The organism is Novosphingobium aquiterrae, assembly GCF_042434435.1.
GTDB lineage: Bacteria > Pseudomonadota > Alphaproteobacteria > Sphingomonadales > Sphingomonadaceae > Novosphingobium > Novosphingobium aquiterrae.
In genome coordinates this window covers 583,475-609,165 of record NZ_JBHLTL010000001.1, presented here as the reverse complement: position 1 = coordinate 609,165, position 25,691 = coordinate 583,475, and the positions used below count along the sequence as shown (strand labels likewise).

Genomic DNA, 25,691 nt, shown 5'->3' with positions numbered 1-25,691 from the left:
GCAAGAGCCCCTAGCCGATTGCGCCGCCGCACGCAAAATCGAGGGCGCGAGGATTGCCCCCCGCGCCCTCTCTCGGTGGCCGGTGAACTCAGTAACCCTGGCGGTCGCCGCGCTCGTCATAGCCGCGGTCGTCATCGCCTTCACGGTAGCCGCGCTGGGCATAGTCGTCGCCCTGGCGGTCGTAATAGCCGCCTTGGCGGGGATCGTTGCCGTAGTAGCCGCCCTGCTGCGGATAGTCGCGGTAACGCCCGTCGCGGTCGCAGTAGCGGCCGCGATTGTCATGGCGATAGCCGTCGCGGTAGCCGTCATGGTCGCGGTTATAGTCGCAGCGGTCGTGCTTCTTGCCGGCCGATGCGGCAATCACGCCGATGGTCAGCCCGATGATCCCGCCCAGGATCGCCGCCCCGGCGGTGTCGCCGTTGCCGCGGTGGCGGTAATTGCCATAGGGATCGGCCATCGCCGGGGTGGCGGTAGCAAGGGTGGTGGCGGCTAGCGCCGCAGCAAGCACGGACTTCTTGAAAATGCCGGTCATGGCATGGACTCCGCGGCCTCGCGGTTGGCCCATGCCCCCCGTGCGATTCGCCGTATGGCTGCGCTTTTGCACCCTTCCATCTGAACGGATCCAACTGCGACTATGCAGTCGCCGTTCAGCTTGTTTAACGCCAAGCTGAACGAAAGTGCCGCTGTGGCTCAGCACCTCACACGATGAAGCTGCTTTCCTGAAGCTGGTTCATGCTGACCCCGCTCAGGACCAGAAGGTCGCCATTGAGCAGATTGATGAAGGTATCGCCTCCGACCTGTCCCATCGCCGCCTGCAGCCCCGCCCAATCATAGCCATAGGCGGCGACATCGATGGTATCGACGCCTGGCGCAAAATCGCCGATCAGGTCGGCACCGCTGCCGGGGGCGAACACGAAGCGGTCGGCCCCGGCCTCGCCGAAAAGCACATCGTCGCCGGCGCCACCTTCGATCGTGTCGTTGCCCGCGCCGCCGAGCAGCCAGTTGGCCGCATAGCTTCCGGTCAGATGGTTGGTGAGTTCATTGCCCACGCCGAACTTTGTGGTGCCTTCCAGGATCAGGTTTTCGACGTTGGCATAGAGGTAAACCCCGTTGTTCTCTCCGGGAACATTGGCGATGACGGTGTCGATCCCGCCGTCCACGGCCTCGAAAGTCAGATCGTCGCCGGTATCGACCCAGTACGTGTCGTTGCCGCTGCCGCCGTCGATCAAATCGTAGTCGGCCTCGCCGCTGTCGGCGTGCAGTTCGTCATTGCCCGCGCCACCGGTCAGGATATCGGTGACGAAACCCGCTCCTGCCCAGATGACATCGTCCCCGCCTTCTCCATATAGCGCATCGGCTTCGCTTCCGCCGTCGATCGTATCGTTGCCTGCACCTCCGGCAAGATAATCGATGCCGCCATCGCCATAGAGCGTGTCGGCCCCGTCCATGCCGAACAGCGCGTCGTTGCCATCGCCGCCCGAAATGAAGTCTCCCCCGCCCAGCCCGATAAGCAGATTGTGGCCGGAATTGCCGAAAATGGTGTTGTCGAGTTCGTTGCCGACGCCAAAACCGTCACCCGCGGCCTCGTTCAGGAACAGATACTCGACATTGGCGAACAGATAGAAACTGCTGTCGGCGAACACCCGGTCGAGATCGCCCTCGCCGGCACCTTCGAACACCAGATCACCGCCATCGACGACATAGGTGTCGCTGCCCGCCCCGCCATAGAGCAGGTCGGTACCGGTGCCGCCGTCGAGGTAATCGTCCTGCTCGTTACCGATCAGCACGTCGTTGCCGCCCAGGCCCGCAAGGCTGTCGGAAAACTCGGTCCCGGTCAGGGTATCGGCGTCCGGAGTGCCAGTCAGGTTGACCGCCTCACGCACGTCGGTGACGTTGATCGTCAGGGTCTGGTAAGCGGTGGCGTGACCGTCGCTGACCGACACCTGGACGGTGTAGGTGTTGGGGTGAAAGGCTGTGGCTTCGAAATCGGGAGCATAAGCGAAACTGAGCGCACCGGTCTGCGCGTTGACCCGGAACAGCGATGCATCAAAGCCGCCGCTGATCGCATAGGTCAACCGCGCGTTGACGTCGAGGTCGGTGCCCAGCAGCGACATTACTGCCACGGTGTTCTCGGGGATCGCGGCATGATCTGGCGATGTCAGCGACGGCGGCGAATTGGGGCCGAATATCCGCGCCTTCAGGCCGCTGGTTTCGGGATCGGCGACGTTGAATTTCTGATCGTACCAGGTCACCGCATAGCCGCCATTGTTTAGCGCTTCGATCGACGGGCCGGAATAGCGGTTGCCGTTGGAGTCATCGATCCAGAACTGGCCGCCGGTCTTGGTCCCATCGGCGGCAAAGGCTTGGGCGGTGATGCCATAGCCGCGATCGACGACGAAGCCCTGTGCGTTGATGAAGAACGACGGCCGCTGCCAGGTCACCACGAAGCTCTGGTCGGCCAGCACGGCCACCGCCGGATAGTCGTTAAAGGTATTGTCGCTGACGTTGACGAGGAACCCCGCACCCACCTTCGCGCCGCTGGCGGTGAACAGCTGGCCATAGACGTCCTGCCGTCCGCCCAGCGACGAGGTCCACACCGCGACGAAGCTGCCATCGGCGAAGAACGCCACGTCGGCGGCGCGCTGGTCGCCCGCGGTGGCGGTATTGACGGTGAAAGCTGCGCCCTGTGGCGTGCCGTCGGCGCCGAATAGCCGCGCCGAACAATCGGTGTCGTTGCTGGCTCCGGCACCGACCCATGACACGACGAAACCGCCATTGGCGCGCTGGTCGATGTGGGCATGACTGGCCCCCGCTGCGCCACCGTCCAAGTCGATCGGCACGCCTTCAAAGGAACCGTCGGGCCCGCAAATCTGCCCGGTTATCGACGCGCCCGTCGGCCCTCCGTTGCTGACCAGCAGGAAGTTGCCGTTGCTCAGCGGAACCAGGTCGGCGGTCTGATACCAGCTTGAGCCGGGCGGCAAGACGCGCAGGACCGTGGCCTCGCCCACCGCGGCCCCATTGTCGTCGAACCGCTGGGCGGCGGTGACCTGGCTGCCTTCGGTTATCCCATCCCACACCGCGATGAAACCGCCACCGGGCAGGGCGCGCATCGCGGCCAGGCTCTGCTGGTCGAAGTTGAACGCCGAAAAGCGGAAGTCGCTGCCGAAGTCGAGCCCGGTCGCGCTGAGGATCTGTCCCGCCGAGGTGCCGATCGGGCCGCCCGCGCTCCAGGTTGTGTCATAGCCGATGACGAAACGGCCACCGCTCAATTCTACGATTCGGCCCGGCCCGCGTGCGCTTGACGTGGGCCCATCGACCACGAACTTTTCGCCCAGCACAAAGTCCGCAATCGGCATGGTTCACCCCTGCTGCCCGTCAAGTAACGGAGAGTTAAAGTGAATCCTGGGCCGCCACAAGGACAACCTTGCCGGTGAACGGTGGCTCAGTCGTTCTTCTTGCGACCGGCCTTCTTGCGCTCGTGCGGGTCGAGCAGGGCCTTGCGCAGGCGGATCGACTTGGGCGTGACTTCGACCATTTCGTCGTCGTCGATATAGGCGATCGCCTGTTCCAGCGTCATGATCTTGGGCGGGGTCAGCCGGATCGCGTCGTCCTTGCCGGTCGAGCGGAAGTTGGTCAGCTGCTTCGACTTCATCGGATTGACTTCGAGATCGTCGGGCTTGGCATTCTCGCCGATGATCATGCCTTCGTACAGCGGGGTGCCGACGCCGACAAACAGGATGCCGCGCTCTTCAAGCGGGCCCAGCGCATAGCCGACCGCTTCGCCGGCGCCGTTGGAAATCAGCACGCCGTTCTTGCGGCCCTCGATCTTGCCCTTGTACGGCCCGTACTTCTCGAACAGCCGGTTCATGATCCCGGTGCCGCGGGTGTCAGACAGGAATTCGCCGTGATAGCCGATCAGGCCGCGCGACGGGGCCGAGAAGGTGATGCGGGTCTTGCCGCCGCCCGAGGGGCGCATGTCGGTCATCTCGCCCTTGCGGGTCGCCATCTTTTCAACAACCGTACCAGCGTGTTCGTCATCAACGTCGATCACCACGCTTTCATACGGTTCGGTCCGCTGGCCGTTCTCGTCCTCGCCATAGAGTACGCGGGGACGGCTGATGCCCAGTTCAAAGCCTTCGCGGCGCATCGTTTCGATCAGCACGCCCAGCTGCAGTTCGCCGCGCCCGGCCACTTCGAAGCTGTCCTTGTCGGCCGATTCGGTGACGCGGATCGCGACGTTGCTTTCAGCCTCGCGCTCCAGCCGGTCGCGGATCATGCGGCTAGTCACCTTGCTGCCTTCGCGCCCGGCCATCGGGCTGTCGTTGACGGCAAAGCGCATCGACAGGGTCGGCGGGTCGATCGGCTGGGCATAGAGCGGCTCGGTCACCGACGGATCGGCGATGGTGTTGGCCACGGTTGCTTCGGTCAAACCCGCAATGGAGATGATATCGCCGGCGCGGGCTTCGTCCACGGGCACGCGTTCCAGCCCGCGGAAGGCCATCAGCTTCGATGCGCGGCCGGTCTCGACCACCTTGCCGTCGCGGTCGAGCGCATGGATCGGCGAATTGACCTTGACCGTGCCCGACTGGACCTTGCCGGTCAGGATGCGGCCAAGGAAGTTGTCGCGATCGAGCAGGGTGACCAGGAACTTGAACGGCCCGTCTACGTCGGCGGCCGGCGGCGGAACGTGATCGACGATCTTCTCGAACAGCGGGGTCAGGGTGCCCTCACGCAGGCTCGGATCCTCATTGGCATAGCCGTTGCGGCCCGAGGCATAGAGCACCGGGAAATCGAGCTGCTCGTCGGTGGCATCCAGGCTGACGAACAGGTCGAAGACCTCATCCAGCACTTCCTGGATACGCTCGTCCGGGCGGTCGACCTTGTTGACCACCACGATCGGACGCAGGCCCAGCGCCAGCGCCTTGCCGGTGACGAACTTGGTCTGCGGCATCGCCCCTTCCGAGCTGTCGACCAGCAGGATAACGCCGTCGACCATGCTGAGGATGCGCTCCACCTCGCCGCCGAAATCGGCGTGGCCGGGGGTGTCGACGATGTTGATATGGGTCCCGTTCCATTCGACCGAGGTGCACTTGGCCAGGATGGTGATCCCGCGTTCCTTTTCCAGGTCGTTCGAATCCATCGCGCGCTCTTCGATGCGCTGGTTGTCGCGGAAGGTACCCGACTGGCGGAACAGCTGGTCGACCAGCGTGGTCTTGCCGTGGTCGACGTGGGCGATGATGGCGATATTGCGCAGCGGCAGCGGGGCGGACATGAACGAACTCTCTGGACAGGGGAAGGGCAGCGCGTGCTGCGCCGCAACATTGCGCGCGCCCCTAGCCCACTGCGACGCTTTGGGCAAGCGCGGCTAAAGTTCGCGCAGGGCCTGGGCCGGCTTGGCGCGCAGCAGGGGCAGTGACGCTGCGAGCGCAAAGCCGATGACCAGCACCAATCCGGCACCGAGCACGGCGAAGACGCGCGGCCAGTTGGGCAGCCAGTCGAAATCGAACAACTCGACGATGATCAGCCAGGCGAGGCCTGAACCGAGCGCCAGTGCCACCCCGGCCAGCACTGCGGCGAGCAGGCCGTATTCGGCCAGTTGCAGGCCGAGCAGCTGGCCTCGGCTGGCCCCCAGCACCCGCAGCACGACATTGTCATAGGTCCGCGCCGCCCGCGCCGCGGCGATCGCGCCGAGCAGCACGGCGATCCCCGCCAGCACCGCGACCGACGCGGCGGAGAGGATCGCCAGGCTGACCTGGCCGAGCAGGTCGCGCGCCTGGGCCAGCACCCCGCCGACTTCGATCACCGAACTTGAGGGGAAGCCCTTGACCAGTGCGCGCAGCAGCGGGCCCTTGGCGCTGCCCTGGGGCAGGTCGACCGTCGCCGCCAGGTTGTGCGGCGCGTCGGCGATGGCGTTGGGGCTAAACACCAGGACATAGTTGAAGCCCATCGAATCCCAGTCGATCCGCCGCAGCGAGGCGATCTTCGCGGTGCGCTCGACCCCCAGCAGCCCGATGGTCAGGCGGTCGCCGATCCTGAGGTTCAGGGCGCTGGCCAGCTTCTCGTCGACCGATACCAGCGGTTCGCCCGAGTAACCCGCAGGCCACCACGTTCCAGCGGTCAGAGAATTGCCTTCGGGGAGGGTGTCGGCATAGGTCAGCCCGCGCTCGCCGCGCAGCGGCCAGGCCTCGTCCGGGATGGTCTTCAGGTCGGCCACGCGGGTCATCCGGTCGGCCGGACCATAGGCCAGGATCGCGCCGCGCAGCGACGGGACCATGCGGACCCGGGCCTGCGGGCTTTCGGCCAGCACCGTCTGGCTGAACGCTGCGGCGCGGTCGCGCGGCACGTCAAGCACGAAGTAGTCGGGCGCGCGCTGCGGCACGCGGGCGGCGATGTTGGCGTCGAGGCTGGTCTGTACCGCGGCCAGGGTCACGAAGGCGGACAGGCCGAAGCCCAGCGCGGTAACCAGCGCGCCGGTCTGTGCGCCGGGGCGGTGGAGGTTGGCCAGCGCGATCCGCACCAGCGGGCGCCGGGGCCGCGGTAACCGCGCCGCGCTCCAGCGGATCGCCCAGCCGAGCAGGGCTAGCAGGCCCAGCAGGCCGACCGATCCGGCGAGGAAGTAGGCGGTTACCCGTGGCTGCGCGGCTGTGGCCAGGGCCAAGGCGGCAATTGCACTCATGCCCAGGCCGACCGGCAGCGCGCCATCGCGCCAGTGCCGCGCGAGCGGCGAGACCCGCGCACGCATCAGCGCCATTGCCGGAAAGCGCCGCGCGGCCAGCAGCGGCGGCGCGGCAAAGATCAGCGCGACGAGCAAGCCATAGAGCGCCGCCCGGCCCAGCGCGGCAGGATCGAAAACGAATCCCGGCGTCACCGGCAGCAGGCTGCCCAGCACCCGGCCGAGCAGCGGGGTGACTAGCACCCCGCCGACCAGCCCGGCAAAGCTGCCCGCCAGCGCCGCCACGGCGATCTGCAGCAGATAGATCCGGGCGATGTCGCGGCTGGTCGCGCCCAGTACCTTGAGCGTTGCGATACTCCCGCGCCGCGCTTCGAGGTAGGATGAGACCCCGCCGCCGATCCCGATCCCGGCTATGACCAATGCGGCCAGGCCGACCAGGACGAGGAATTCGCCCATCCGGCTGACGAAGCGCTCTGCTCCGGGGCTGGCCTTGTCGCGGGTGCGGACTTCGAACCCGGCGGAGGGAAACTGCCGTTTGAGCGCTTCGCCCGCCTTCACCGGATCACGTCCGGTTGGAAGCGCGATGCGGGTCTTGCTGCGGTACATCGCCCCCGGGCTGGTCAGGCCGGCCCTCGCGGGAAAGTCTGCTGCGGTGATCACCACCGGGCCCAGGGTGAAGCCTTCGCCGAGACGGTCGGGCTCATCGGCGATGATTCCGCCGACCCGCAGCGGCTGGCCGCCGACGGTGATCGTGCTGCCCGGCCGGGCATCGAGCCGTTCGGCCGCGCCGGGGGCGATCCAGGCCTCACCAGCTGCAGGAGCGCCGACGCGGCGGCCATCCTGCAGCGCCAACCGCCCGACCAGCGGCCAGGCGGCATCGACCGCCTTCAGTTCGACCGGGGCGGCAAGATCGCCGGCAGTGGCCATGGCCTGCAGGCGGATCCCGCTGGATAGCGTACCGAGGCGGGCAAAGGCCGCACGTTCTTGCGGCGTCGGGCTGCGTTGCCACACCGCCAGTTCAAGGTCGCCGCCCAGTATAGTGCGCCCGCGGCTGGCCAGCTCGCGCTCGATCGCGCCGGTCAGGGTGCCGATCGCGGCTAGCGCGCCGACCCCCAGGAACAGGCAGACCAGTAGCAACCGCAGGCCGCGGAACCGCGCCGACAGATCGCGCCGGGCAATCGTCCAGGCGGTGGACCAGGTGAGGACGTTACTCACGCCGACAGGATGTCGCTGACAATACGCCCGTCGGCGAGGGTAACCACGCGCTCGCAGCGCGCCGCCAGTGCCGCGTCGTGGGTGATCACCACCAGGGTCGCTCCAGCCTCCGCGCGGCGGGTGAACAGCAGGTCCATGATCGCCTCGCCGGTCGCGGCATCGAGGTTGCCGGTCGGCTCGTCAGCGAAGACCAGCGCGGGGCGCGGGGCGAGAGCGCGGGCGATGGCGACGCGTTGCTGCTCGCCGCCGGACAGCTGTGTCGGATAGTGGTTGAGGCGGTGGCCCAGCCCGACCGCAGTCAGCTCGGCAGCGGCGCGGTCGCGAGCATCGGCGATCCCGGCCAGTTCGAGCGGGGTCATGACGTTTTCCAGCGCGGTCATCGTCGGCAGCAGGTGAAACGCCTGGAGCACGATGCCGATGCGTCCGCGCCGTGCAGTGGCCAGGCCGTCTTCGCCCAGCGCGGCGAAATCGGCCCCGGCGACAGACAGGCCGCCGCCGCTGGCCCGCTCCAGCCCGGAGAGCACCGCCATCAGCGAGCTTTTGCCCGAACCCGAAGGGCCGAGCAGGGCGAGGGTCTGGCCCAGCGGCACTGTCAGGTCGATCCCGCGCAGGATCTCCACCGCGCTGCCGTCCTGGCCCAGGGTCAAAGTAAGGTTCGAGGCGGCGATAGCGGGTAGCGGCGCCGAAAGGGGGCTTGTCACGTCAGCGGGATGCCATAGTCAGGAGGAAAGACAAAGGACGTTGCATAATGAAATGGAATTGGCTGCTCGCGGTTGCAAGTCCTGTGCTGCTGGCAATGGCGCTTTCGGGTTGCGGGAAGGGTACACCGGAAGCTGCACCCAGTGCTGTCGCGATCGAGACCGAACCACCACTGCCGCCAGTTATGGGGGCGGAAAAGCGCATCGTCGCGCTGGGGGACAGCCTGTTTGCCGGCTATGGACTGGAACCGGGGCAGAGCTATCCGGCCCGTCTCGAGGCCGCACTGCGCGGGCGCAGGATCAATGCGCGGATCATGAACGCCGGCGTGTCGGGCGATACCACCGCGGGCGGGCTGCAGCGGCTCGACTTCACGCTGAACAGCCTGACGCAGCCGCCGGCGCTGGTGATCGTCAGTCTGGGTGGCAACGACATGCTGCGCGGCCTGCCGCCCGAGCAGACCCGGGCCAATCTCGACGCGATCCTGGGCAAGCTGAAAGCGCGCAAGGTGCCGGTCATGCTGTTGGGCATGATCGCCGCGCCCAATCTGGGCGCGGACTATTCCGGCAAATTCAATCCGATCTATCCGGCGCTGGCGAAAAAGTATGACGCCAAACTGGTGCCGTTCTTCCTTCAGCCGCTGATCGGCAAACCTGAGCTGGTTCAGGCTGATCACATTCACCCGACCGCGCCGGGGGTGGAACTGCTGGTCGCGGATACGGCGGCGCAGGTCGCAGAGGCATTGCCGCAAACGAAATAGCACGCGCGTCGTAATTGCGCGCGCCTTACAAACGCTCCACCGTCCCTTCGCTGACCCGCCACACCGCTGCCTCGCCCGCAATCGCTTCGAACGGGGCAAGCTCGGTCCCGGTCAGCCAGACCTGCGCGGCGCCTTCGCGCAGCCGGTCGAACAGGGCGGTGCGGCGCAGCGGATCGAGATGGGCGGCCACCTCGTCGAGCAGGAGCAGCGACGGGCGCGCGCCTTCGACCAGTCCGGCATGGGCCAGGGTGATGGCGATCAGCATGGCTTTCTGCTCGCCGGTCGAGCATTCGGCGGCGGGCTGGTCCTTGCCGGCCATGGTCACAGCCAGCTCATCCCGGTGGGGGCCGGTCAAGGTACGCTGCGCAGCGCGGTCGCGGCGGCGTCCTTCGCCCAGCGCCGCGGCCAATGCAGCAGCCTCGAGCGGACCGCCCGGCTGATAGGCCAGGTGAGGGCGCGCGAAAGGCGCATCGGGCAGGGCGGAAAGCGCCGCGCTAAGCCTTTCGATCAGCCGCGCGCGGGCCTGGGCCACTGCAGCACCGGCCTCGGCCAGTTGTCCTTCGATAGCCTCGAGCCAGCGCGGATCGGGTTCGGCGGGTTCGGCCAGCAGACGGTTGCGTTCGCGCAAGGCATTGTCGAGCCGTGCAGCCTGACGCGCATGGCCTGGCTCCAGCGCGAGCACCAGCCGGTCGACGAAACGCCGCCGCGCCCCGGCGCCTTCGGCGAACAGTCGGTCCATCGCCGGGGTCAGCCAACCGATGCTCAGCCATTCGCCCAGCTGGACCGCCGCAATATCCGCACCATTGGCCTGAACGATCCGTCGCCCGGGGCGATCGGGCCGGATGCCGGTGCCCAGTTGGACAGCCTCGCCCAGCGCCGCGCTGATTGCGAAACTGCCATCACCATGCTGCCCGGCCATTTCGGCCAGCGCGGCGCGGCGCAGGCCGCGTCCCGGCGACAGCAACGACAGCGCTTCAAGCACGTTGGTCTTGCCCGCGCCATTCTCTCCGATCAGCAGATTGAACTGCGCCGTCGCGTCGAAACGTGTGGCACGGTGATTGCGAAATGCAGTCAGGGCAAGATGGTCGAGCGCCATGGCCGGGCGATAGAACGCGGCGTCTGCAAGGTCACGCAAAAGGGCGATGCCGATTGTTGGGAAAATTCACCAACACTGCGCATTCATCCCCGAGAAAGTTTTGGTTCATTCTGCGGAAAGGTCGGTTTTCCGCGCTTTGTGCAGTTTGGCACGGTCCCTGCAATCATTGTGGCATGCGCAAGCCGCGCAACACAATTTGTCCAAGGAGACTTAAAATGACCCAGTCCAATACCGCCAACCGCGTCGCCGCCGCCGTCTGTGCCCTCGCGATTTCGCTGCTGACCCTGACCGGCACCGTTTCCACCCCGACCCCCGCCCAGGCATCGGTCGCTTACGTCGGAGCCGTCGCATGAGCGCGCTGAACCAAACGGACCCGATCATGCCCCAGCGCGGCGGTTTTCACCTCGACAAGCTCAACGGCAAGTTCATGGGCGTCTGCTCGGGCATTGCCAACTACTTCGGCTGGGATGCCACCGTTGTCCGCGTTGCCTGGGCGCTGGCCGTCCTGCTCGGCTTTGGATCGCCGATCCTGATCTACCTCGCGATCGGCCTCATCGCCAACTGAGGCACAGCGGTGAGGCCCTGCTTGCGGGCAGGGCCTAGACCGCATCCGCCTTGGCAAAAGGCGAAAAGTCGGTGCCCTGGTCGAACACTTCGACCCCTTCGCGCCGCTTGAGCCAGCCGACTACGGCATAGGTGACCGGAGTGAGCAAAGCCTCCCACAGCACCTTTAGCAGCCAGTTGGTGACCATGACCGTGACGACCTGCTGCGTCGTCCAGGTTCCCAGGAATGCGATCGGATAGAACAGCAGGCTGTCAATCGCCTGGCCGAACACGGTCGAACCGATGGTCCGCGTCCACAGCATTTTTCCCGCCGTCCAGATTTTCATCTTGGCCAGCACGAAGCTGTTGACGAACTCGCCCGCCCAGAATGCGATTACCGATGCGGCGACGATCCGCCAGGTGCTGCCGAACACGCTTTCATAGGCCGCCTGGCCGCCCCAGCCTGCTGCCGGGGGCAAGGCCACCACCACCCAGCTCATGAACGCCATGAACAACAGCGCGGCAAAGCCGGCCCAGACGCAGCGCCGCGCATTGGCATAGCCATAGACCTCGGTCAGGACATCACCCAGAACGTAACTGATCGGGAAGAACATGATCCCGGCGCCAAAGGTGTACCCCCCCAGTGTGGCCAGTTTGGCTGCGCCAATCAGGTTCGACAGCAGCAGGATCGCGACGAAGGCCGCCATCACATAGTCGAAGTAACGAAAATGGCGGCGCGCACTGGCCTGGCCGTCGAGCGTGTTGAGGTGCGTGGTCATTACTGCATAGGCTAGACGCATTTGCGCGGCGTGCAATCCCGCCCTATGGGGAGGCCCGGTGCGCGCCCGTAGCTCAGCTGGATAGAGCGCGAGACTTCTAATCTTGAGGCCGCAGGTTCGACCCCTGCCGGGCGCGCCATTTCCCATTGCCACGACGTGCCAGGCTTGCGCTGTAACGCAGCTTCGGAGCTGCGCATTTATTCCTAGGGGTGTGACCGCCATCACGGTCGAATCGCTGCGTCGGGGTTAGGGCATCCTTGCGACCCGACCGGTGGGCCCTTCCTACCGGCCAACCTCAAGCCCCCGTGCGCATCCGCGTGCGGGGGCTCTTTTCTAGCTTCGGGCGGCGCTGTCCAGCATTTCTCCGGTCACCGGATAACCGGCATCGTCGGGGATCGCGAGCCATGGCACCCCGTCCCGCGTTTCCATGAACGGTGTGATCATCCGGCTGGGATAGCGTTCGATATGCGCCACCGCATCGTCGAAAGACGAGAACTGCGCCAGCCGTTCCAGGTTTCGCCGGGTCGGGAAGATGATCTTGATCCTCTCCTGATCGGCCAGCTCCAATGCTTCAGAAGCGCTGGCCCAAAACAGATGGGTATTCTCGGTCTGGTCGACCAGCAGGTCGACTGCGCCGGTGCCCAGGTCAGCCAGGTAGAAGCGCGTGTCGAAAATGCGCATGTGGCGGTGCTTGGGCCGCCAGCGCGCGAAGGGCAGCAGGCTGTCGGTTGCCAGGGTCCAACCCATTTCCTCCAGCACCGGGGCCAGCTCCTTGCCGGCCAGCAAGCGTTCGCGCGCCCTGCGCGCATCGTCCAGCGTCGGCCGCTGCGCCACGCCGACCACCAGGCCGGTTTCCTCCAGCGTTTCGCGGACCGCGGCGATGCGCGCGGCCAGCTCGTCGCGTGCCTCTTCGTCCGCTGCGCCCAGCATCGCAGCGAAGTCGCGATCGGCATCGTCGACGCGGCCGCCGGGAAATACTGCCGCACCGCCCGCGAACGACATGCTGGCGGCGCGTTCGACCATCAGGATCTGCGGGGCGCCGCCGGCCGGGGCATTGCGGAAGATTACCAGCGTTGCGGCGGGTGTCGCGGGCGGAGCCTCGTCGTGCTCGGCATATTCCTGTTCGATGTCCATGCCGCCAGCGTGGCAAGCATCAAGGCCTTTGCCAAGTGCCAATTGGTGTCATTCTGCAACTGTCGGCAGGATTTACAATCCGCACTTGGCTCGCTTGGCTTGTCGTCACGAATTTGACGCAATTTCGGGACTTTTTCGAAACTGGCACGGCCTCTGCATAGTAGGCTGCACCCCCAAGCAGTCTCGTAGAGGCGGGGCCGCACCCCCCTGGTCTCCCGCGGCCCCGCCTCCCCGCTCTGCTCTTCCCAAATCGCTGATGATTACTTTTGGCACGGCTGATAGCCTTGGCCGATTGGTTTGGTAAATACTGGCTTAGTCCTGTGCTAATACTTCCTTGAAGCTTGCCCGCTAGCACCCGGTTTGCGACGAATTGTCCGTCGCAAGGGGGATGCGGCAATTTGAAGCGTCTTGCGTTTCTGGATCGGGACTGGGGCGACGCCCGCCTGTTCGGCCCCATTGTCGCGCTCACGTTCGGCGCGCTGCTTCTGCTTGTCATCACCTCTGGTTATCTGATTCATCGGTTCGACACATCCGCATCGCAGCGCGAACATCACGTCGTCCAGAACGGCTTTGCGCGGCAGACGCGGGAACTGAATGCCGTTGTTGCCACGCAGGTGGATTGGGACGATGCGATCCTGAAGCTTGATCACAAGCTTGACGCCAAGTGGGCCGATTTCAACATCGGCAACTACCTTCACACCTTCAACGGGTTTTCCCACGTTTTCGTGGTGGATCCTGACGCTAAGCCAATTTACGCGGCCGTTGTTGGCCAGCGTTCCGAGCTTGAAAGCTATGCACCGTTTGCGGCTACCGGCATGCAATTGCTTCCGCACATACGTGCCGCAGAACGCGCCAGGCCGCCGATCAAGGTGCGGCCGGGCAAGGATAACATCCAGATTCCGCCGATCCAGGCCAACAGCGTCGCCAATGTCGACGGAACCATCTATCTGGTGACGGCAACCCTGGTTCAGCCGGATTTCGGAAGGGTGCTGCCAAAAGGGCCGCGTGCACCGGTTACTATAACCGCTATTCCGATCAGCACATCAATGCTTGGCGGTTTCGCCGAACGTTATCTGCTCAACGACGCGCACGTCTGGGATGCAACCGGACGTAGCGACGGACCTGGCAGCCTGATCCTGCGCGACTATGACGGCAAACCCGTCGCTGCGCTGACCTGGACGCCGCAGCAGCCCGGAACGATGGTTCTGCGCCAGATTGCAGTGCCGCTGATCGTGGCGCTGGTTCTGCTCTGGTACGCCGCAACCAGCATACTCAAGCGCGGCAGCTCGGTGGTCAGCGAGCTTGTTGCCAGCGAAAAGCGAGCCAAGCACTTGGCATATCACGATACCCTGACAGGGCTTCCTAATCGGGCGATGCTGTTTGAACGGCTGCGCCCCGAACTGGCGAAGCTGGGCGAGGGCGGCAAACCGCTGGCGGTGATGTGCGTCGATCTCGATCGGTTCAAGGAAGTGAACGATTCGCTGGGCCACCACGCCGGGGATCTGGTGATCGAGGAAGTCGGGCGGCGGCTGCGCAACGTATGCACGGAAGTGGGTCTGATCGCACGCCTGGGCGGCGACGAATTTGTCGTCCTTGGCGAATGCCTCAAACCTGCCTGCGCCAGTAATCTTGCCGACAGCGTCATCGCTGCAATCTGCAAGCCGATCGAATGCGAATATGGCCGCCTCGAAGTGGGCTGCTCGATCGGCATCGTCATGCTCGACCAGGCCGGGCTTGACCCTTCCGAAGTGCTGCGGTGGGCGGATCTTGCCCTCTATCGCTCAAAAGAGCTGGGCCGCCAGCGCGTGACCTTCTTCGAACCGGAAATGGACGCGGCGTTGCGCAATCGCCGTTCGCTGGAGGCCGACCTGCGCGACGCGCTGCTCAACGACGGGCTTGAAATGGTTTATCAGCCGCAAGTCGACCGGTTGGGAAATATCGTCGCGGTCGAGGCGCTGGTCCGCTGGCATCATCCGCTGCGGGGCAGCATCGCGCCGGGGATGTTCGTGCCCCTTGCAGAAGAGGGCGGCCTGATCCTTGCGCTGGGAGAGTTCGTCTTGCGCCGGGTATTCGCCGAGACCGGCCATTGGACCCATACCCGGGTTGCCATCAACGTATCGGCCGTCCAGATGCGCGCACCCGGGTTTGCCGCCCTGGTCACCCGGCTGGCCGCCGCCGCGGCAATCAATCCGTCGCGCTATGAAATCGAAGTGACCGAAACGGCCTTGCTGGGTGACGACGCCATCACCGCCAGCAATGTCGAAGCGCTCAAACGGCTGGGCTTTTCGATTGCGCTCGACGATTTCGGAACCGGCTATTCAAGCCTCAGCGTGCTTCAGCGCTTTGCTGTCGACAAGATCAAGATCGACCGCTCGTTCGTCAGCAACCTTGGCGTTGGCGACGAATCCGAAGCGCTGGTCGATGCCATGGTCAAACTTGCCCGCGCGCTCAATCTGGACGTCATTGCCGAGGGCGTTGAAACCGAGCAGCAAAGAGACCGACTGCTGGGCTGCGGTTGCCGGGAATTCCAGGGCCACCTGACCGGAATGCCGATGGGGCTTCGCGAACTGGTTGGTCTGGTCGGTGAAGATATGGGCGAAGAAATCGCCCAGCCTGCGCAAATGCCGTCAGAGATCAGGCGGCTGGCGTAACGCCGCTGTCGGCCATCAGCTGCTGCAATTCACCCGCTTCGTACATTTCCATCATGATGTCGCTGCCGCCGACAAACTCGCCCTTGACGTAAAGCTGGGGAATCGTCGGCCAATCCGAATAGCTCTTGATGCCCTGGCGCACTTCCATGTCCTGCAGCACGTCGACACTGTCATAAGCGACGCCCAGATGTTCAAGGATCGCAACCGCACGGCTGGAAAAGCCGCATTGCGGAAACAGCGGCGTGCCCTTCATGAACAGGACGACGTCGCTGGCGTTGACGATCTGCGAAATGCGGGCGTCGGCGGCAGTCTGGGTGGTATCGGACATGGCGGTATGGCTCCTCGTTCCTTCAGGTGGGAACGGCAGTGGTCAGTTGCAAGGCGTGCAGGGCGCCGCCCATCTCGGGTCCGATCGCTGCATAGACCAGCTTGTGCTGCGCCACGCGCGGCTTGCCCGTAAATGCAGCGGAAACGACGTGGGCTGCCCAGTGATTGTCGTCGCCGGCCAGGTCGGTCAGCGTCACTTCGGCATCGGGTAGGCCGGCCTTTATCCGCGCCACGATTTCATCGCCGGACATTGCCATGGGGTCAGCCCATCAGTGCGCGGCGGGCTTCGACCGACTTTGCCTCAAGCGCGGTGCGGACATCGGCTTCGCTGATATCCTGCCCGGCCGAAACCAGATCGCCCAGAACCTTCCGGATCACGTCTTCGTCGCCGCCGTCTTCGAAATCGGCCTGGACTACCGACTTGGCATAAGATTCAGCCTCGACCGAGGACAGGCCCATGCGTTGTGCCGCCCATTCGCCCAGCAGCCGATTGCGGCGGGCGTGCACGCGAAAGTGCATTTCTTCGTCATGCGCGAACTTGGCTTCTTCGGCGCGTTCGCGATCGTTGAAATCGGTCATGTCAGCTCCCTGGCAATGATAACCGGGCCGCCTCAGCCGGGTTTGGCAGCTGGTGGCGGCACCTGGAAAGAATCGTGGCAGCCCTTGCACGCTGCGCCCGTGCGGGCAAGCGCCGCGTCGAACGCGGTCTTGTCGTCGGCCTGCGTGGCGGCCAGAAGGCCTTCGGTTGCAGCGCCGAATTCCTTGGCTTTGGCAGTGAAGCCAGCGCTGTCGCCCCACACTTCGGGCTTGGCCCGGCTTGGCACGGCGCGGGTCGACGGCGCGAACATGGCGGGCAGGGCCGCACCCCACTTGGCCAGGCCGCGCGCGGCAAAGGCAAGGTTCTTGACCGGGGTGCCGGCAGTGCTGGCGGATTTGAGCGCGTTAAGCGTCGTTGCGCTCATGCCCATCGCCGCTTCGCGCGCGGCGACTATGTCGGCGGGTTTGGGCGCAGCAGGCGCGGGAGCGGGTTTGGCCAGGGCGGCCCAGCCGGTCAGCGCCAAACCGGTGGCAATAAGGATCCGTGCTGTCTTCATTGCGTCGACTCCCATTCAGGGCCGCTCAGGGCATGGTCACCACGACTTTGCCGATCGCCTTGCGGTCGGCCAGCATGGTGATCGCTTCGCCGCCGCGGTCAAGCGGGAACGTCGCAGAGACGCGCGGATTGATCTTGCCGGCCTTGAGCAGGTCGAACAGCGTGGCGATATGCACCGCATTGGCCTTGGGATCGCGGGCGGCAAAAGCACCCCAGAACACCCCGCAAACGTCGCAGCTTTTCAGCAGCGTCAGATTGAGCGGCAGCCTGGCAATCCCGGCAGGGAAGCCGACCACGCAGAACCGGCCTTCCCAGGCGATCGAGCGGACCGCCGGTTCAGAATAGTCACCGCCGACGATGTCATAGACCACATTGGCGCCTTCGGGCCCGCAGGCCGCCTTGAAGGCTTCGGCCAGCGCCTTGGACTGATCCTTGTCGAGCGGGGCGACCGGATAGATCACTACGTCATCAGCGCCGTGTTCGCGCGCGACGGCGGCCTTTTCCTCACTCGACACTGCAGCGACGACGCGTGCGCCATAGGCCTTGCCCAGTTCGACCGCCGACAGACCGACCCCGCCGGCCGCACCCAGCACCAACAGGGTATCCCCGGCCTTCAGGTGACCGCGATCCAGCAGCCCATGCATGTTGGTGCCATAGGTCATCAGCAGCGACGCGCCGGTCTCGAAGCTGACCCCGTCGGGCAGCGGGAACAGCTTGTCCGCCGGGGCGAGCACTTCGGTGGCGAGCCCGCCATTGCCCATCATCGCGATAACCCGGTCGCCGGCTTTCCACTGGGTCACGCCTTCGCCGACCGCATCGATCACGCCCGAAAGCTCACCGCCCGGCGAGAACGGCCGCGCCGGCTTGAACTGGTACATGTCGCGGATGATCAGCACGTCGGGATAGTTGATCGCGCAGGCCCTGACCGCGATGCGGACCTGGCCCGGACCGGGCACGGGGCTGTCGAGTTCGTCGAGCGTCAGGGTTTCGGGTCCGCCGACGGAATGGCTGCGCAAGGCCTTCATGCTGTGTGTTCTCCCAGGGTCTGTCCGGTCCGCGCCAGCCAGGGCATGGCAGCGGCCGCTTGTTGTTCATAAGTAGTGATGGCGGCGCCCCGCGCCATGGTCAGCCCCACTTCGTCCAGACCATTCAGCAGGCAATGCTTGCGGAACGGATCGATTTCGAACGTGAAGCGGTCCTGGAACGGGGTGGTCACCGTCTGGTGTTCAAGGTCGATGGCGATGGGATCGGTCCGGGCGACCGCGATCAGCCGGTCGACCGCTTCCTGGGGAAGAACGACGGTCAGAATGCCGTTCTTGAAGGCATTGCCCGAAAAGATGTCCGAAAAACTGGGGGCAATGACTGCCTTGATGCCAAGGTCGAGCAGCGCCCAGGCGGCGTGTTCGCGGCTGGATCCGCAGCCAAAGTTGTCGCCAGCGATCAGGATTGGCGAGCCTTTGAATTCAGCGCTGTCGAACAGATTGTCCGGGTCAGCGCGCAGGGCTTCGAACGCGCCCTTGCCCAGACCTTCGCGGGTGATGGTCTTGAGCCACTTGGCCGGAATGATCACGTCGGTGTCGACGTTCTTCTGGCCAAAGGGGATCGCCCGACCTTCGACCGCGCGCAGGGCGTCCATCAATCGGTCTCCGGCGCCTGTTCGGGCTTGGGCTTCTTGGCGGCCTTTTCGGCGCGCTCCTTGCGGCGCGAGGCATAGAGCAGGGCAGCAGCAAGCGCGGCAGAGCCGATCGCGGCCCCGGCCATCGCAGCGGCGCCGGTCCAGTTGGACTTGTCGGGCTTGTCGGATTGGTCGGTCATGATCTTCCTATGTCCATCGCGGCGGCGGGGTTCAAGGGGCTTGGCTGATTTTTCGCGGCAGGCGCGAGCTCAATCGAGGAAACGGCGCAGGTCCAGCCAGGCGCTGCGCTTGGCTGCCAGCGGTATGGACGCGTTGGCTGGGCTGGACGAAGGCAAGTCGAGCAGCGGTAGTTCGACCCTATCGAGCACCCGGCGACTCGCCCGCGATGCCGCCTTGCCGTTGAAGGCGACCGCGCGCAGCAATGGAATCGCGTCGATCAGGCCCGGCAAGTCTGCGTGGGCGGCGTCGCGGATCGCGCTGTCGAGCGAACCCGTGCGCCGGGCCGAGGCAAAGACATCCCACAGGCCGATGCCGCGGTCCTTAAGGGCTGCAATCCGGGCTTCATAGGGTAGCGCAGGCAGATCGGGCCGCGCGATCGCCGCGCCGACCAGTTCCCAGAAGCGGTTGCGCGGGTGGGCATAGTATTGCCTGGCGGCAAGCGACTGGACCCCGGGCAGGCTGCCCAGGATCAGCACCCGGCAGTCCGCGCCAACCAGTGGGGCAAAGGCCTGGGCCCGTTCGCTCAGGCCAGTGTCCTGACGTCGGCCAGTTTGCCCGCTACGGCCGATGCGGCTGCTGTCGCCGGCGATACCAGATGGGTGCGCGCGCCCGGCCCCTGACGGCCGACGAAGTTACGGTTGGAGGTAGACGCGCAGCGTTCACCCGGCGGAACCTTGTCGGGATTCATGCCCAGGCAGGCCGAGCAGCCCGGTTCGCGCCATTCGAACCCGGCAGCAAGGAAGATCTGGTCGAGCCCTTCCGCCTCCGCCTGCTGCTTGACCAGACCGGAACCGGGAACGACGATCGCCCACTTGACGTTGGCGGCCTTGGTCCGGCCCTTGAGCACGGCGGCGGCGGCGCGCAGGTCTTCGATCCGGCTGTTGGTACAGCTGCCGATGAAGACGTTCTGGATTTCAACCTCGGTCAGCTTCTGCCCCGCTGTCAGGCCCATATAGTCCAGCGATTTGCGCGCGGCGTCCTGCTTCGACGGGTCGGCGAAGTCCTCTGGCGCGGGAACCGTCGCGGTGATCGGCACGACATCTTCGGGGCTGGTGCCCCACGTGACCGAGGGAACGATATCGGCAGCGTCGATCACCACGACCTTGTCATAGGTCGCGCCGGGATCGCTCGCCAGGCTGCGCCACCATGCCACGGCCTTGTCCCAGTCCGCGCTCTTCGGGGCATAAGGCCGACCTTTCACATAGGCGAAGGTCTTGTCATCGGGCGCGATCAGCCCGGCGCGGGCGCCGTGTTCGATCGCCATGTTCGACACGGTCAGACGCCCCTCGATCGACAGGTCGCGGATCGCCGAGCCGGTATATTCGATGACATAGCCGCTGCCGCCCGAAGCGCGCAGCACCCCGCCGATGTGCAGGACCACGTCCTTGGCCGAAACGCCGGGGCCAAGCTGGCCCTCGACCCGCACTTCCATGGTTTTCGCCTGGGCCAGCAGCAGGGTCTGGGTGGCCAGCACGTGCTCGACCTCGCTGGTGCCGATGCCGAAGGCCAGCGCGCCCAGCCCGCCGTGGCAAGCGGTATGGCTGTCACCGCAGACGATCGTTGCCCCGGGCAGGGAAAAGCCCTGCTCTGGCCCGACGACGTGGACGATGCCCTGTTCAACGTCGGCGTCGCCGATCAGGCGGATGCCGAATTCCGGCGCGTTGACTTCCAGCGCCGCAAGTTGCTGCGCGCTTTCGACGTCGGCAATCGGGATGCGCTTGCCGGTGGCATCGCGCCGCGCCGTGGTCGGCAGATTGTGATCGGGCACGGCCAGGGTCAGGTCGGGGCGGCGGACCTTGCGTCCGGTCAGGCGGAGCGCCTCGAAGGCCTGGGGGCTGGTTACTTCGTGAACCAGGTGGCGGTCGATGTAGATCAGGCAGGTGCCGTCATCACGCCGTTCGACAACGTGGGCATCCCAGATCTTTTCGTACAATGTGCGGGGTCTGCTGGCCATGATCATTGCGCCTATGCACCCGGCGCGAGTCTGGCAAGGGGTTCGCTTAGTTCTGGTCAGCCAGCCGCGTCGCGGTTTCGCGGATCAGCGCGATCATGTTGGGAACGCCCTGGGTGCGGTTGGACGACAACTGGTTCTTCAGATCGAAGCGTTCAAGCATTGTGCCGATGTCGGTCGCCGCGACCTCGTCGGCAGGACGATCCTGCACCGCGGCGATGACCAAGGCGACGATCCCCTTGGTGATCGCGGCGTTGCTGTCGGCCAGGAAGTGCAGCGTCCCGTCATTCCGGCGAGTGGGATAGACCCAGACGCTGGCCGAACAGCCACGGACCAGCGTTGCGTCGGTCTTGAGCGCATCCGGCATGGGCTCCAGATCGCGGCCCAGCTCGATCAGCAGGCGATAGCGCTCATCGCTGTCGAGGAAGTCGTATTCTTCGTGAATGTCGGACAGGCTGCGCATCGGCGCGTGCCTAGCCATGCTGCGCCTACAAATCCACCCCAGCAGCGATTGCTTCCAGCTTGCGGATGCGTTCCTTGAGATCGGCAATCTCGATCCGGGCCATGCCATTGCCGACGCCGCCCTCGATTTCCGGGCGGGCATGACCGGCGTGCTGCTCGAGCTCGCGGGTCTTGAGCGTCAGCCAGCCCTGCCAGCCGCGCAGCGCGGCTGCGGCGAGGATGGTCAATCCGACCAGGGCCGTCACGGCAATCAGGAGGTATTCGCTGGTCATTGCGGCTTCTCCCCGTCTTCTGCGCCTATTTCTCGCGCAGGCGTTCGATTTCGTCGGCCAGAGCCTGGGGGCGGCGGCCGTCGGTGGCGATGCGTTCCAGCACGTGGATCCGCTCACGCAGGTCCTCGACCTCGCGCTGCAGTTCCTGCTCGCGGGGGCTGGTTTGGGCTGGGTCGAGCAGCGCCTGACCTTGGCCACGGCGGTGCTTGCGATCAGGATCCATGCCCTTTGAAATCTTGACCAGGCGCACGATCATGCTGGCAATGATCGCAACGATGACAATGGCAACAACGCCTCCGCTCATCTTCCGTGCTCCTTCAGTTCTTCGGCTGGTCGCGTAGTGCTTCGATCTGGTGGGTCAGGCCGAAACCGCCATCGGTGACGATCCGCTCGACCGTTGCCAGCCGGTCCTTGACCGAACCGAGTTCGGCGCGCAGCTGGGCGTTTTCATTGCTCAGCAGCTTGATCCGCTCGACCTCCTCGGTAGTTGCCTTGGGATAGACGCTCTGCCCCCAGGCCCCGCTCAGCGGATAGCCGTTCTTGATCCGCAGCCGCGTGGTATGAATCCATCCGGCGATCCCTGCGCCGCTGACCACGGCAGCAGCGCTAATTGCCAAAATAACGACAACGAAAACTTGTCCATCCATCTCAAATCACCTCTTTCAGGCGTTCGTCGCGCAACTGTTCGATCTCGGCAGCCAGATTCGGTCCCTTGTCGGTGGCGATCCGTTCCAGCACGCGCAGGCGCTGCTCGGTGCGATCATCGACAGTCGGCGTAGCGGGGGCCTGGCCGGCCCGCAGAATCTGCAGTTCAAGTTCGCGCTCCCGGACGCGCATTTTGCTTTTGTAGGCGCCGGTCAGGATGCCGACGATCGACACCGAGCCGACAACGACTGCAAGCAGGCTCAAGAAATCGCCGGGGCTCATCAGCCTGGCTCCCTGTCGTGCTGTTCAAGCAGCGCGTCGACCTTGCGGGCATCGCGCAGCGCCTCGATCTGCGTGGCAACGTCATAGCCCTTGTCGGTGACAATGCGTTCCAGCACGCGCACCCGGTCTTCCAGCTGCGTGTTTGATGCAGCGTACTGCGCGGCCTTCTCTGCGGTCGTCTGCAGCTGCATTTCCGCGATCTTTTGCTTGTGCTTTGTCCAGATCGCGACGATCGGGATCATCAAGGCGGCGATCGGGATCAGCGCCCCCAATGAAGCGGCATCCATAGTCTTTACTCCCCCTCAGGAATGGGTCAGCGCAGCCGTTCGATTTCGGCGGACAGGCGCGGGTTGCTGGTGACATAGAAGGTTTCGATGTCGGCCAGGCGGCGGTCGATTTCACGCAGGCGGCCGCGCACTTCACGAGCCGAGCGGCCGGGCGACTGGCGCACCCCTTGCCAGAACTTCTGCTCCTGCGGATCGCTGTAGAAATCCAGCGGCTTCTTCCCGGCGAGGAAACCCATCGCAAAATAGGCAAGCAGCGGCCAGCCCATCATCAATGTGAACATGATGAATCCCAGGCGGATCCACAGCACGTCCACGCCGGTGTAGTCGGCCAGCCCGGCGCAGACGCCCAGGACCTTGCCATTCTGCTTATCGCGATAAAAGCGGGTGCGCGGCGTGGTGGTCACTTGGCAGTCCTCCGGGATAGAGCGCGATCGAAATCAGCAAGCTTGGTTTCGGGAAGTTCGTCACGCGCTGGCAGGCGCCGCGGGGTAAACTCGGGGTTGTCGGCCGCCACCAGCCGCTCGACGGTTTCCATTCGGTCGTCGAGTCGGCGGCTCAGCTGAAAAAGTTCTTCCAGCAGCGCTTCGTCGTCGTTGGTCAGCGTCGGAGCAGTCTTCCACTTGGTAATGTAGTGGAGGATCAGCCAGGGCAGCCCGACGAAGATGGCGACAATTGCAATCCAGTCATCCATATCGATCAGTCCTTGTTTTCGGTGGGTTCGGTGCCCGACGAAGCCGACAGCGCGCGCTTCATTTCCTCGAGCTCTTCATCGATCTTGTCCTGCCCGGCCAGGGCTGCGATCTCGTCGGCCAGGCTCGGCGGGTTCTTGCTGCCGTCCGCCAGGCTCAGCGCGTCGGCGCGGCCTTCGGCATAGTCGACCCGGCGTTCCAGCTGGTCGAAGCGGCTCAGCGCCTCGTCAACCCGTTCGCTGGCCAGCAGGGTGCGCAGCTTGACCCGGTTCTCGGCGCTTTCCAGCCGCGCGGCGATCGCGGTCTGGCGGCTGCGCGCCTCGCGCAGGCGGGTCTGGAGCTTTTCGATGTCGACCTCGTAGGCGCGCAGCGCATCGTCGAGCACGGTAATCTCGGTCTTGAGCTGGTCGGCCATGTCGGCCGCCTTCTTCTTTTCGACCAGCGCGGCGCGGGCCAGATCCTCGCGATCCTTCGACAGCGCCAGCTGCGCCTTGTCCGCCCAGTCGGCCTGGAGCTGGTCGAGCTTGACGGTGTGGCGGTGCATTTCCTTCTGGTCGGCAATGGTCCGCGCCGCGCTGGCGCGCACTTCGACCAGGGTTTCCTCCATTTCGAGGATGATCATCCGGATCATCTTCGACGGGTCGTCGGCCTTGTCGAGCAGGTCGTTGAAATTGGCGGCGATGATATCACGGGTGCGGCTGAAAATGCCCATCAAGGGTGCTCCAAGGGTCGGGGTCGGGGAACGGCGCAAACGATCGACTTCGTCGTCGATGCGCGACTGGCGGCGGCCGAAGCCGAAGCCGGGGTCGGAATGGACCGGAACGCGGGTCAGGCGAGGGGACTGGGTCTCACCTGAAGGGGGGTCGGCGCGTTCCGGCCCAAGCGGGTTGTCCTTATCGAAGGGTTCGTTGATCATCCGTGCGTCCTTCAGGCCTGGGCGGTCGCGGCGGCGACCGGGGCGGCCGCAAGGCCGGGCGCATCGTGCTGCTGGGTCAGGACGAACAGGTTCATCGCCAGCATGGCGGCGATCGAAACAACGATGGCCTTGTCGAGCGTGCTGCGGGTGGAGAAGGTCTTGGTGAACATGGTATCCTCGCGGAATTGGTGCTTGTTCACCTATCAGCAAGCTGCGTGCCAAATCGCTGGGGCTGCGGATTTTCGCCAAATTCCACCAATTTTGATCAACGACATATGGTGAAGGTTGCGCGGTGTTGGTGAAATTTGCTACATGTTGGGCATGGATCGCGATGTCCAGTTTCTCGGCCAGTCCGAAGCCTTCCTCGATGCGGTCGACCGCACCAGCCGGGCCGCGCCGATGCGCCGCCCGGTGCTGGTGATCGGCGAACGCGGCACGGGCAAGGAACTGGTCGCCGAACGGCTCCACCGCCTGTCCAAGCGGTGGGGCGAGCCGCTGGTCACGCTGAATTGCGCGGCCTTGCCGGAAACGCTGATCGAGGCGGAATTGTTCGGTCATGAGCAGGGTGCCTTCACCGGTGCTACCAGAGCCCGCGCCGGACGGTTCGAGGAAGCCGACAAAGGGACGCTTTTTCTCGACGAACTGGCGACCCTGTCGATGGGGGCGCAGGAACGCCTGCTCCGCGCGGTCGAATATGGCGAGGTGACGCGGATCGGTTCGTCCCGCCCGATCCGGGTCGATGTCCGCATCGTCGCCGCAACCAACGAGGATCTGCCGCGCTTGGCCGAGGAGGGGCGGTTCCGCGCCGACCTGCTCGACCGGTTGAGTTTCGACGTCATCACCCTGCCGCCGCTGCGCGCGCGCGAAGGCGATATCGACGTGCTGGCCGACCATTTCGGCCGGCGCATGGCGACCGAGCTGCACTGGGAGCAATGGCCCGGCTTTTCCGCCAATGCCCGCCGCGCGCTGGAGGAATACCACTGGCCGGGCAATGTCCGAGAGCTGCGCAATGTGGTGGAGCGGGCAGTCTATCGCTGGGATTCGTGGGACGAGCCGGTGGGCTATATCCAGTTCGATCCCTTCGACAGCCCGTGGAAGCCCGCCGCGCTGCCGCGCGCGCACCGGGATGCCGTGCCAGCAACGGACGATACCGCACCGCGCCCTGCCGCCGCGCATTTTGACAGCATCACTGACCTGCGAGGCGCCGTCGACGCGCATGAACGGGCGATCCTGGAACACGCCCTGGGCCGCAATCGCTATAACCAGCGGCAAACCGCCAAAGCGCTGGGCCTGACCTATGACCAGCTGCGCCACTGCATGAAGAAGCATGGACTCAGCGAGAAGGGCGCAAGTGCTTCATTTTAG

At 65.1% G+C, this 25,691-nt stretch carries 32 protein-coding genes and 1 tRNA gene; 6 read left to right on the top strand and 27 right to left on the bottom strand.

Annotated features, from left to right (window positions below):
- Positions 1-88: 88 nt before the first annotated feature.
- The 5 genes from ACFFF7_RS02930 to ACFFF7_RS02910 all read right to left on the bottom strand — a co-directional run bounded on the left by ACFFF7_RS02930 (position 89) and on the right by ACFFF7_RS02910 (position 8,589).
- Positions 89-532, bottom strand: coding sequence for a hypothetical protein (locus ACFFF7_RS02930; RefSeq protein WP_379479861.1), 444 nt, complete (start codon positions 530-532; stop codon positions 89-91).
- Positions 533-698: 166 nt separating this feature from the next.
- On the bottom strand, positions 699-3,356 hold the full coding sequence (locus tag ACFFF7_RS02925; RefSeq protein ID WP_379479860.1) for a cadherin domain-containing protein: 2,658 nt from the start codon (positions 3,354-3,356) through the stop codon (positions 699-701).
- 86 nt (positions 3,357-3,442) lie between these two features.
- Entirely contained in the window at positions 3,443-5,260 is a 1,818-nt protein-coding gene (gene typA, locus ACFFF7_RS02920) for a translational GTPase TypA (protein ID WP_379480456.1), read from the bottom strand.
- 105 nt (positions 5,261-5,365) lie between these two features.
- Positions 5,366-7,888, bottom strand: coding sequence for an ABC transporter permease (locus ACFFF7_RS02915; RefSeq protein WP_379479859.1), 2,523 nt, complete (start codon positions 7,886-7,888; stop codon positions 5,366-5,368).
- Positions 7,885-8,589, bottom strand: a complete 705-nt coding sequence (locus ACFFF7_RS02910; RefSeq protein ID WP_379479858.1) for an ABC transporter ATP-binding protein — start codon at positions 8,587-8,589, stop codon at positions 7,885-7,887. Before ACFFF7_RS02910 ends, ACFFF7_RS02915 begins: the two co-directional genes overlap by 4 nt.
- Before the next feature lie 47 nt (positions 8,590-8,636).
- On the opposite strand from ACFFF7_RS02910, the gene ACFFF7_RS02905 reads away from it, so the two are divergent.
- Positions 8,637-9,344 (top strand): arylesterase, encoded by a 708-nt coding sequence (locus tag ACFFF7_RS02905; protein WP_379479857.1) that lies wholly within the window; start codon positions 8,637-8,639, stop codon positions 9,342-9,344.
- A gap of 25 nt (positions 9,345-9,369) precedes the next feature.
- Here ACFFF7_RS02905 and recF read toward each other — a convergent pair whose 3' ends face one another.
- Complete coding sequence (gene recF, locus ACFFF7_RS02900) at positions 9,370-10,440, bottom strand: DNA replication/repair protein RecF (protein WP_379480455.1); 1,071 nt, start codon at positions 10,438-10,440, stop codon at positions 9,370-9,372.
- 215 nt (positions 10,441-10,655) lie between these two features.
- Between recF and ACFFF7_RS02895 the strand changes: the two genes are divergently transcribed.
- Together ACFFF7_RS02895 and ACFFF7_RS02890 are read left to right on the top strand one after the other, a co-directional pair.
- Positions 10,656-10,793: a hypothetical protein gene (locus tag ACFFF7_RS02895; RefSeq protein WP_379479856.1), complete on the top strand. Its 138-nt coding sequence runs from the start codon at positions 10,656-10,658 to the stop codon at positions 10,791-10,793.
- The gene (locus ACFFF7_RS02890) at positions 10,790-11,005 is read left to right on the top strand and encodes a PspC domain-containing protein (RefSeq protein ID WP_379479855.1); all 216 of its coding nucleotides are present in this window, start codon (positions 10,790-10,792) and stop codon (positions 11,003-11,005) included. The genes ACFFF7_RS02895 and ACFFF7_RS02890 overlap by 4 nt, the downstream gene beginning before the upstream one ends.
- Positions 11,006-11,039: 34 nt before the next feature.
- Here ACFFF7_RS02890 and ACFFF7_RS02885 read toward each other — a convergent pair whose 3' ends face one another.
- Positions 11,040-11,762, bottom strand: a complete 723-nt coding sequence (locus tag ACFFF7_RS02885; protein ID WP_379479854.1) for a queuosine precursor transporter — start codon at positions 11,760-11,762, stop codon at positions 11,040-11,042.
- A gap of 62 nt (positions 11,763-11,824) precedes the next feature.
- Between ACFFF7_RS02885 and ACFFF7_RS02880 the strand changes: the two genes are divergently transcribed.
- Positions 11,825-11,901, top strand: a tRNA-Arg gene (locus tag ACFFF7_RS02880).
- Positions 11,902-12,095: 194 nt separating this feature from the next.
- Here the strand turns inward: ACFFF7_RS02880 and ACFFF7_RS02875 are convergent.
- Positions 12,096-12,896, bottom strand: a complete 801-nt coding sequence (locus ACFFF7_RS02875) for an NUDIX hydrolase (protein ID WP_379479853.1) — start codon at positions 12,894-12,896, stop codon at positions 12,096-12,098.
- Between the two features lie 398 nt (positions 12,897-13,294).
- Between ACFFF7_RS02875 and ACFFF7_RS02870 the strand changes: the two genes are divergently transcribed.
- Complete coding sequence (locus tag ACFFF7_RS02870; protein ID WP_379479852.1) at positions 13,295-15,547, top strand: bifunctional diguanylate cyclase/phosphodiesterase; 2,253 nt, start codon at positions 13,295-13,297, stop codon at positions 15,545-15,547.
- Here ACFFF7_RS02870 and grxD read toward each other — a convergent pair.
- The 19 genes from grxD to ACFFF7_RS02775 form a co-directional block, all read right to left on the bottom strand.
- Positions 15,531-15,875, bottom strand: coding sequence for a Grx4 family monothiol glutaredoxin (gene grxD, locus ACFFF7_RS02865; protein ID WP_379479851.1), 345 nt, complete (start codon positions 15,873-15,875; stop codon positions 15,531-15,533). The two genes, ACFFF7_RS02870 and grxD, sit on opposite strands and share 17 nt — an antisense overlap.
- Before the next feature lie 22 nt (positions 15,876-15,897).
- Positions 15,898-16,131, bottom strand: a complete 234-nt coding sequence (locus ACFFF7_RS02860; protein ID WP_379479850.1) for a BolA/IbaG family iron-sulfur metabolism protein — start codon at positions 16,129-16,131, stop codon at positions 15,898-15,900.
- Positions 16,132-16,135: 4 nt separating this feature from the next.
- Complete coding sequence (locus ACFFF7_RS02855; protein ID WP_379479849.1) at positions 16,136-16,453, bottom strand: DUF1476 domain-containing protein; 318 nt, start codon at positions 16,451-16,453, stop codon at positions 16,136-16,138.
- Between the two features lie 32 nt (positions 16,454-16,485).
- Complete coding sequence (locus ACFFF7_RS02850) at positions 16,486-16,968, bottom strand: cytochrome c (protein ID WP_379479848.1); 483 nt, start codon at positions 16,966-16,968, stop codon at positions 16,486-16,488.
- A gap of 25 nt (positions 16,969-16,993) precedes the next feature.
- A complete protein-coding gene (locus ACFFF7_RS02845) occupies positions 16,994-17,992 on the bottom strand; it encodes an NADPH:quinone oxidoreductase family protein (protein ID WP_379479847.1) in 999 nt (332 codons plus the stop codon).
- Entirely contained in the window at positions 17,989-18,603 is a 615-nt protein-coding gene (gene leuD, locus ACFFF7_RS02840; RefSeq protein ID WP_379479846.1) for a 3-isopropylmalate dehydratase small subunit, read from the bottom strand. Before leuD ends, ACFFF7_RS02845 begins: the two co-directional genes overlap by 4 nt.
- Complete coding sequence (locus ACFFF7_RS02835) at positions 18,603-18,782, bottom strand: hypothetical protein (protein ID WP_379479845.1); 180 nt, start codon at positions 18,780-18,782, stop codon at positions 18,603-18,605. The genes leuD and ACFFF7_RS02835 overlap by 1 nt, the downstream gene beginning before the upstream one ends.
- Before the next feature lie 69 nt (positions 18,783-18,851).
- The gene (locus ACFFF7_RS02830; protein WP_379480454.1) at positions 18,852-19,319 is read right to left on the bottom strand and encodes a DNA-deoxyinosine glycosylase; all 468 of its coding nucleotides are present in this window, start codon (positions 19,317-19,319) and stop codon (positions 18,852-18,854) included.
- Positions 19,320-19,345: 26 nt separating this feature from the next.
- Entirely contained in the window at positions 19,346-20,776 is a 1,431-nt protein-coding gene (gene leuC / locus ACFFF7_RS02825; RefSeq protein ID WP_379479844.1) for a 3-isopropylmalate dehydratase large subunit, read from the bottom strand.
- Between the two features lie 46 nt (positions 20,777-20,822).
- On the bottom strand, positions 20,823-21,236 hold the full coding sequence (locus tag ACFFF7_RS02820) for a SufE family protein (RefSeq protein WP_379480453.1): 414 nt from the start codon (positions 21,234-21,236) through the stop codon (positions 20,823-20,825).
- A 25-nt stretch (positions 21,237-21,261) separates the two neighbouring features.
- The gene (locus ACFFF7_RS02815; RefSeq protein WP_379479843.1) at positions 21,262-21,507 is read right to left on the bottom strand and encodes a hypothetical protein; all 246 of its coding nucleotides are present in this window, start codon (positions 21,505-21,507) and stop codon (positions 21,262-21,264) included.
- 25 nt (positions 21,508-21,532) lie between these two features.
- The gene (locus ACFFF7_RS02810) at positions 21,533-21,811 is read right to left on the bottom strand and encodes a hypothetical protein (protein ID WP_379479842.1); all 279 of its coding nucleotides are present in this window, start codon (positions 21,809-21,811) and stop codon (positions 21,533-21,535) included.
- Between the two features lie 13 nt (positions 21,812-21,824).
- Positions 21,825-22,154, bottom strand: a complete 330-nt coding sequence (locus tag ACFFF7_RS02805; RefSeq protein ID WP_379479841.1) for a hypothetical protein — start codon at positions 22,152-22,154, stop codon at positions 21,825-21,827.
- Between the two features lies 1 nt (position 22,155).
- Positions 22,156-22,434, bottom strand: a complete 279-nt coding sequence (locus tag ACFFF7_RS02800; protein ID WP_379479840.1) for a hypothetical protein — start codon at positions 22,432-22,434, stop codon at positions 22,156-22,158.
- Positions 22,434-22,721 (bottom strand): hypothetical protein, encoded by a 288-nt coding sequence (locus tag ACFFF7_RS02795; protein ID WP_379479839.1) that lies wholly within the window; start codon positions 22,719-22,721, stop codon positions 22,434-22,436. Before ACFFF7_RS02795 ends, ACFFF7_RS02800 begins: the two co-directional genes overlap by 1 nt.
- Before the next feature lie 26 nt (positions 22,722-22,747).
- Positions 22,748-23,125: an envelope stress response membrane protein PspC gene (pspC, locus tag ACFFF7_RS02790; RefSeq protein ID WP_379479838.1), complete on the bottom strand. Its 378-nt coding sequence runs from the start codon at positions 23,123-23,125 to the stop codon at positions 22,748-22,750.
- On the bottom strand, positions 23,122-23,412 hold the full coding sequence (gene pspB / locus ACFFF7_RS02785) for an envelope stress response membrane protein PspB (protein ID WP_379479837.1): 291 nt from the start codon (positions 23,410-23,412) through the stop codon (positions 23,122-23,124). The genes pspC and pspB overlap by 4 nt, the downstream gene beginning before the upstream one ends.
- Positions 23,413-23,417: 5 nt before the next feature.
- Entirely contained in the window at positions 23,418-24,326 is a 909-nt protein-coding gene (gene pspA / locus ACFFF7_RS02780; protein WP_379479836.1) for a phage shock protein PspA, read from the bottom strand.
- Positions 24,327-24,337: 11 nt separating this feature from the next.
- A complete protein-coding gene (locus tag ACFFF7_RS02775; protein WP_379479835.1) occupies positions 24,338-24,526 on the bottom strand; it encodes a hypothetical protein in 189 nt (62 codons plus the stop codon).
- 121 nt (positions 24,527-24,647) lie between these two features.
- Here ACFFF7_RS02775 and pspF point away from each other — a divergent pair, with 121 nt between their 5' ends.
- A complete protein-coding gene (gene pspF, locus ACFFF7_RS02770; protein WP_379479834.1) occupies positions 24,648-25,691 on the top strand; it encodes a phage shock protein operon transcriptional activator in 1,044 nt (347 codons plus the stop codon).

Excerpts from the sequence above, each read along its gene's own strand:
- pspA (WP_379479836.1), bottom strand. The coding sequence starts at position 24,326 with ATGATCAACGAACCCTTCGATAAGGACAACCCGCTTGGGCCGGAACGC.
- ACFFF7_RS02845 (WP_379479847.1), bottom strand. The coding sequence starts at position 17,992 with ATGAAGGCCTTGCGCAGCCATTCCGTCGGCGGACCCGAAACCCTGACG.
- ACFFF7_RS02835 (WP_379479845.1), bottom strand. The coding sequence starts at position 18,782 with ATGACCGACCAATCCGACAAGCCCGACAAGTCCAACTGGACCGGCGCC.
- ACFFF7_RS02795 (WP_379479839.1), bottom strand. The coding sequence starts at position 22,721 with ATGGATGCCGCTTCATTGGGGGCGCTGATCCCGATCGCCGCCTTGATG.
- leuD (WP_379479846.1), bottom strand. The coding sequence starts at position 18,603 with ATGGACGCCCTGCGCGCGGTCGAAGGTCGGGCGATCCCCTTTGGCCAG.
- pspB (WP_379479837.1), bottom strand. The coding sequence starts at position 23,412 with ATGGATGACTGGATTGCAATTGTCGCCATCTTCGTCGGGCTGCCCTGG.
- ACFFF7_RS02895 (WP_379479856.1), top strand. The coding sequence starts at position 10,656 with ATGACCCAGTCCAATACCGCCAACCGCGTCGCCGCCGCCGTCTGTGCC.
- ACFFF7_RS02815 (WP_379479843.1), bottom strand. The coding sequence starts at position 21,507 with ATGACCAGCGAATACCTCCTGATTGCCGTGACGGCCCTGGTCGGATTG.
- ACFFF7_RS02810 (WP_379479842.1), bottom strand. The coding sequence starts at position 21,811 with ATGAGCGGAGGCGTTGTTGCCATTGTCATCGTTGCGATCATTGCCAGC.
- ACFFF7_RS02875 (WP_379479853.1), bottom strand. The coding sequence starts at position 12,896 with ATGGACATCGAACAGGAATATGCCGAGCACGACGAGGCTCCGCCCGCG.
- recF (WP_379480455.1), bottom strand. The coding sequence starts at position 10,440 with ATGGCGCTCGACCATCTTGCCCTGACTGCATTTCGCAATCACCGTGCC.
- ACFFF7_RS02855 (WP_379479849.1), bottom strand. The coding sequence starts at position 16,453 with ATGACCGATTTCAACGATCGCGAACGCGCCGAAGAAGCCAAGTTCGCG.
- ACFFF7_RS02805 (WP_379479841.1), bottom strand. The coding sequence starts at position 22,154 with ATGGATGGACAAGTTTTCGTTGTCGTTATTTTGGCAATTAGCGCTGCT.
- ACFFF7_RS02850 (WP_379479848.1), bottom strand. The coding sequence starts at position 16,968 with ATGAAGACAGCACGGATCCTTATTGCCACCGGTTTGGCGCTGACCGGC.
- ACFFF7_RS02800 (WP_379479840.1), bottom strand. The coding sequence starts at position 22,434 with ATGAGCCCCGGCGATTTCTTGAGCCTGCTTGCAGTCGTTGTCGGCTCG.
- ACFFF7_RS02885 (WP_379479854.1), bottom strand. The coding sequence starts at position 11,762 with ATGACCACGCACCTCAACACGCTCGACGGCCAGGCCAGTGCGCGCCGC.
- leuC (WP_379479844.1), bottom strand. The coding sequence starts at position 20,776 with ATGGCCAGCAGACCCCGCACATTGTACGAAAAGATCTGGGATGCCCAC.
- grxD (WP_379479851.1), bottom strand. The coding sequence starts at position 15,875 with ATGTCCGATACCACCCAGACTGCCGCCGACGCCCGCATTTCGCAGATC.
- pspF (WP_379479834.1), top strand. The coding sequence starts at position 24,648 with ATGGATCGCGATGTCCAGTTTCTCGGCCAGTCCGAAGCCTTCCTCGAT.
- ACFFF7_RS02890 (WP_379479855.1), top strand. The coding sequence starts at position 10,790 with ATGAGCGCGCTGAACCAAACGGACCCGATCATGCCCCAGCGCGGCGGT.
- ACFFF7_RS02925 (WP_379479860.1), bottom strand. The coding sequence starts at position 3,356 with ATGCCGATTGCGGACTTTGTGCTGGGCGAAAAGTTCGTGGTCGATGGG.
- ACFFF7_RS02930 (WP_379479861.1), bottom strand. The coding sequence starts at position 532 with ATGACCGGCATTTTCAAGAAGTCCGTGCTTGCTGCGGCGCTAGCCGCC.
- ACFFF7_RS02820 (WP_379480453.1), bottom strand. The coding sequence starts at position 21,236 with ATGCGCAGCCTGTCCGACATTCACGAAGAATACGACTTCCTCGACAGC.
- ACFFF7_RS02860 (WP_379479850.1), bottom strand. The coding sequence starts at position 16,131 with ATGGCAATGTCCGGCGATGAAATCGTGGCGCGGATAAAGGCCGGCCTA.
- ACFFF7_RS02905 (WP_379479857.1), top strand. The coding sequence starts at position 8,637 with ATGAAATGGAATTGGCTGCTCGCGGTTGCAAGTCCTGTGCTGCTGGCA.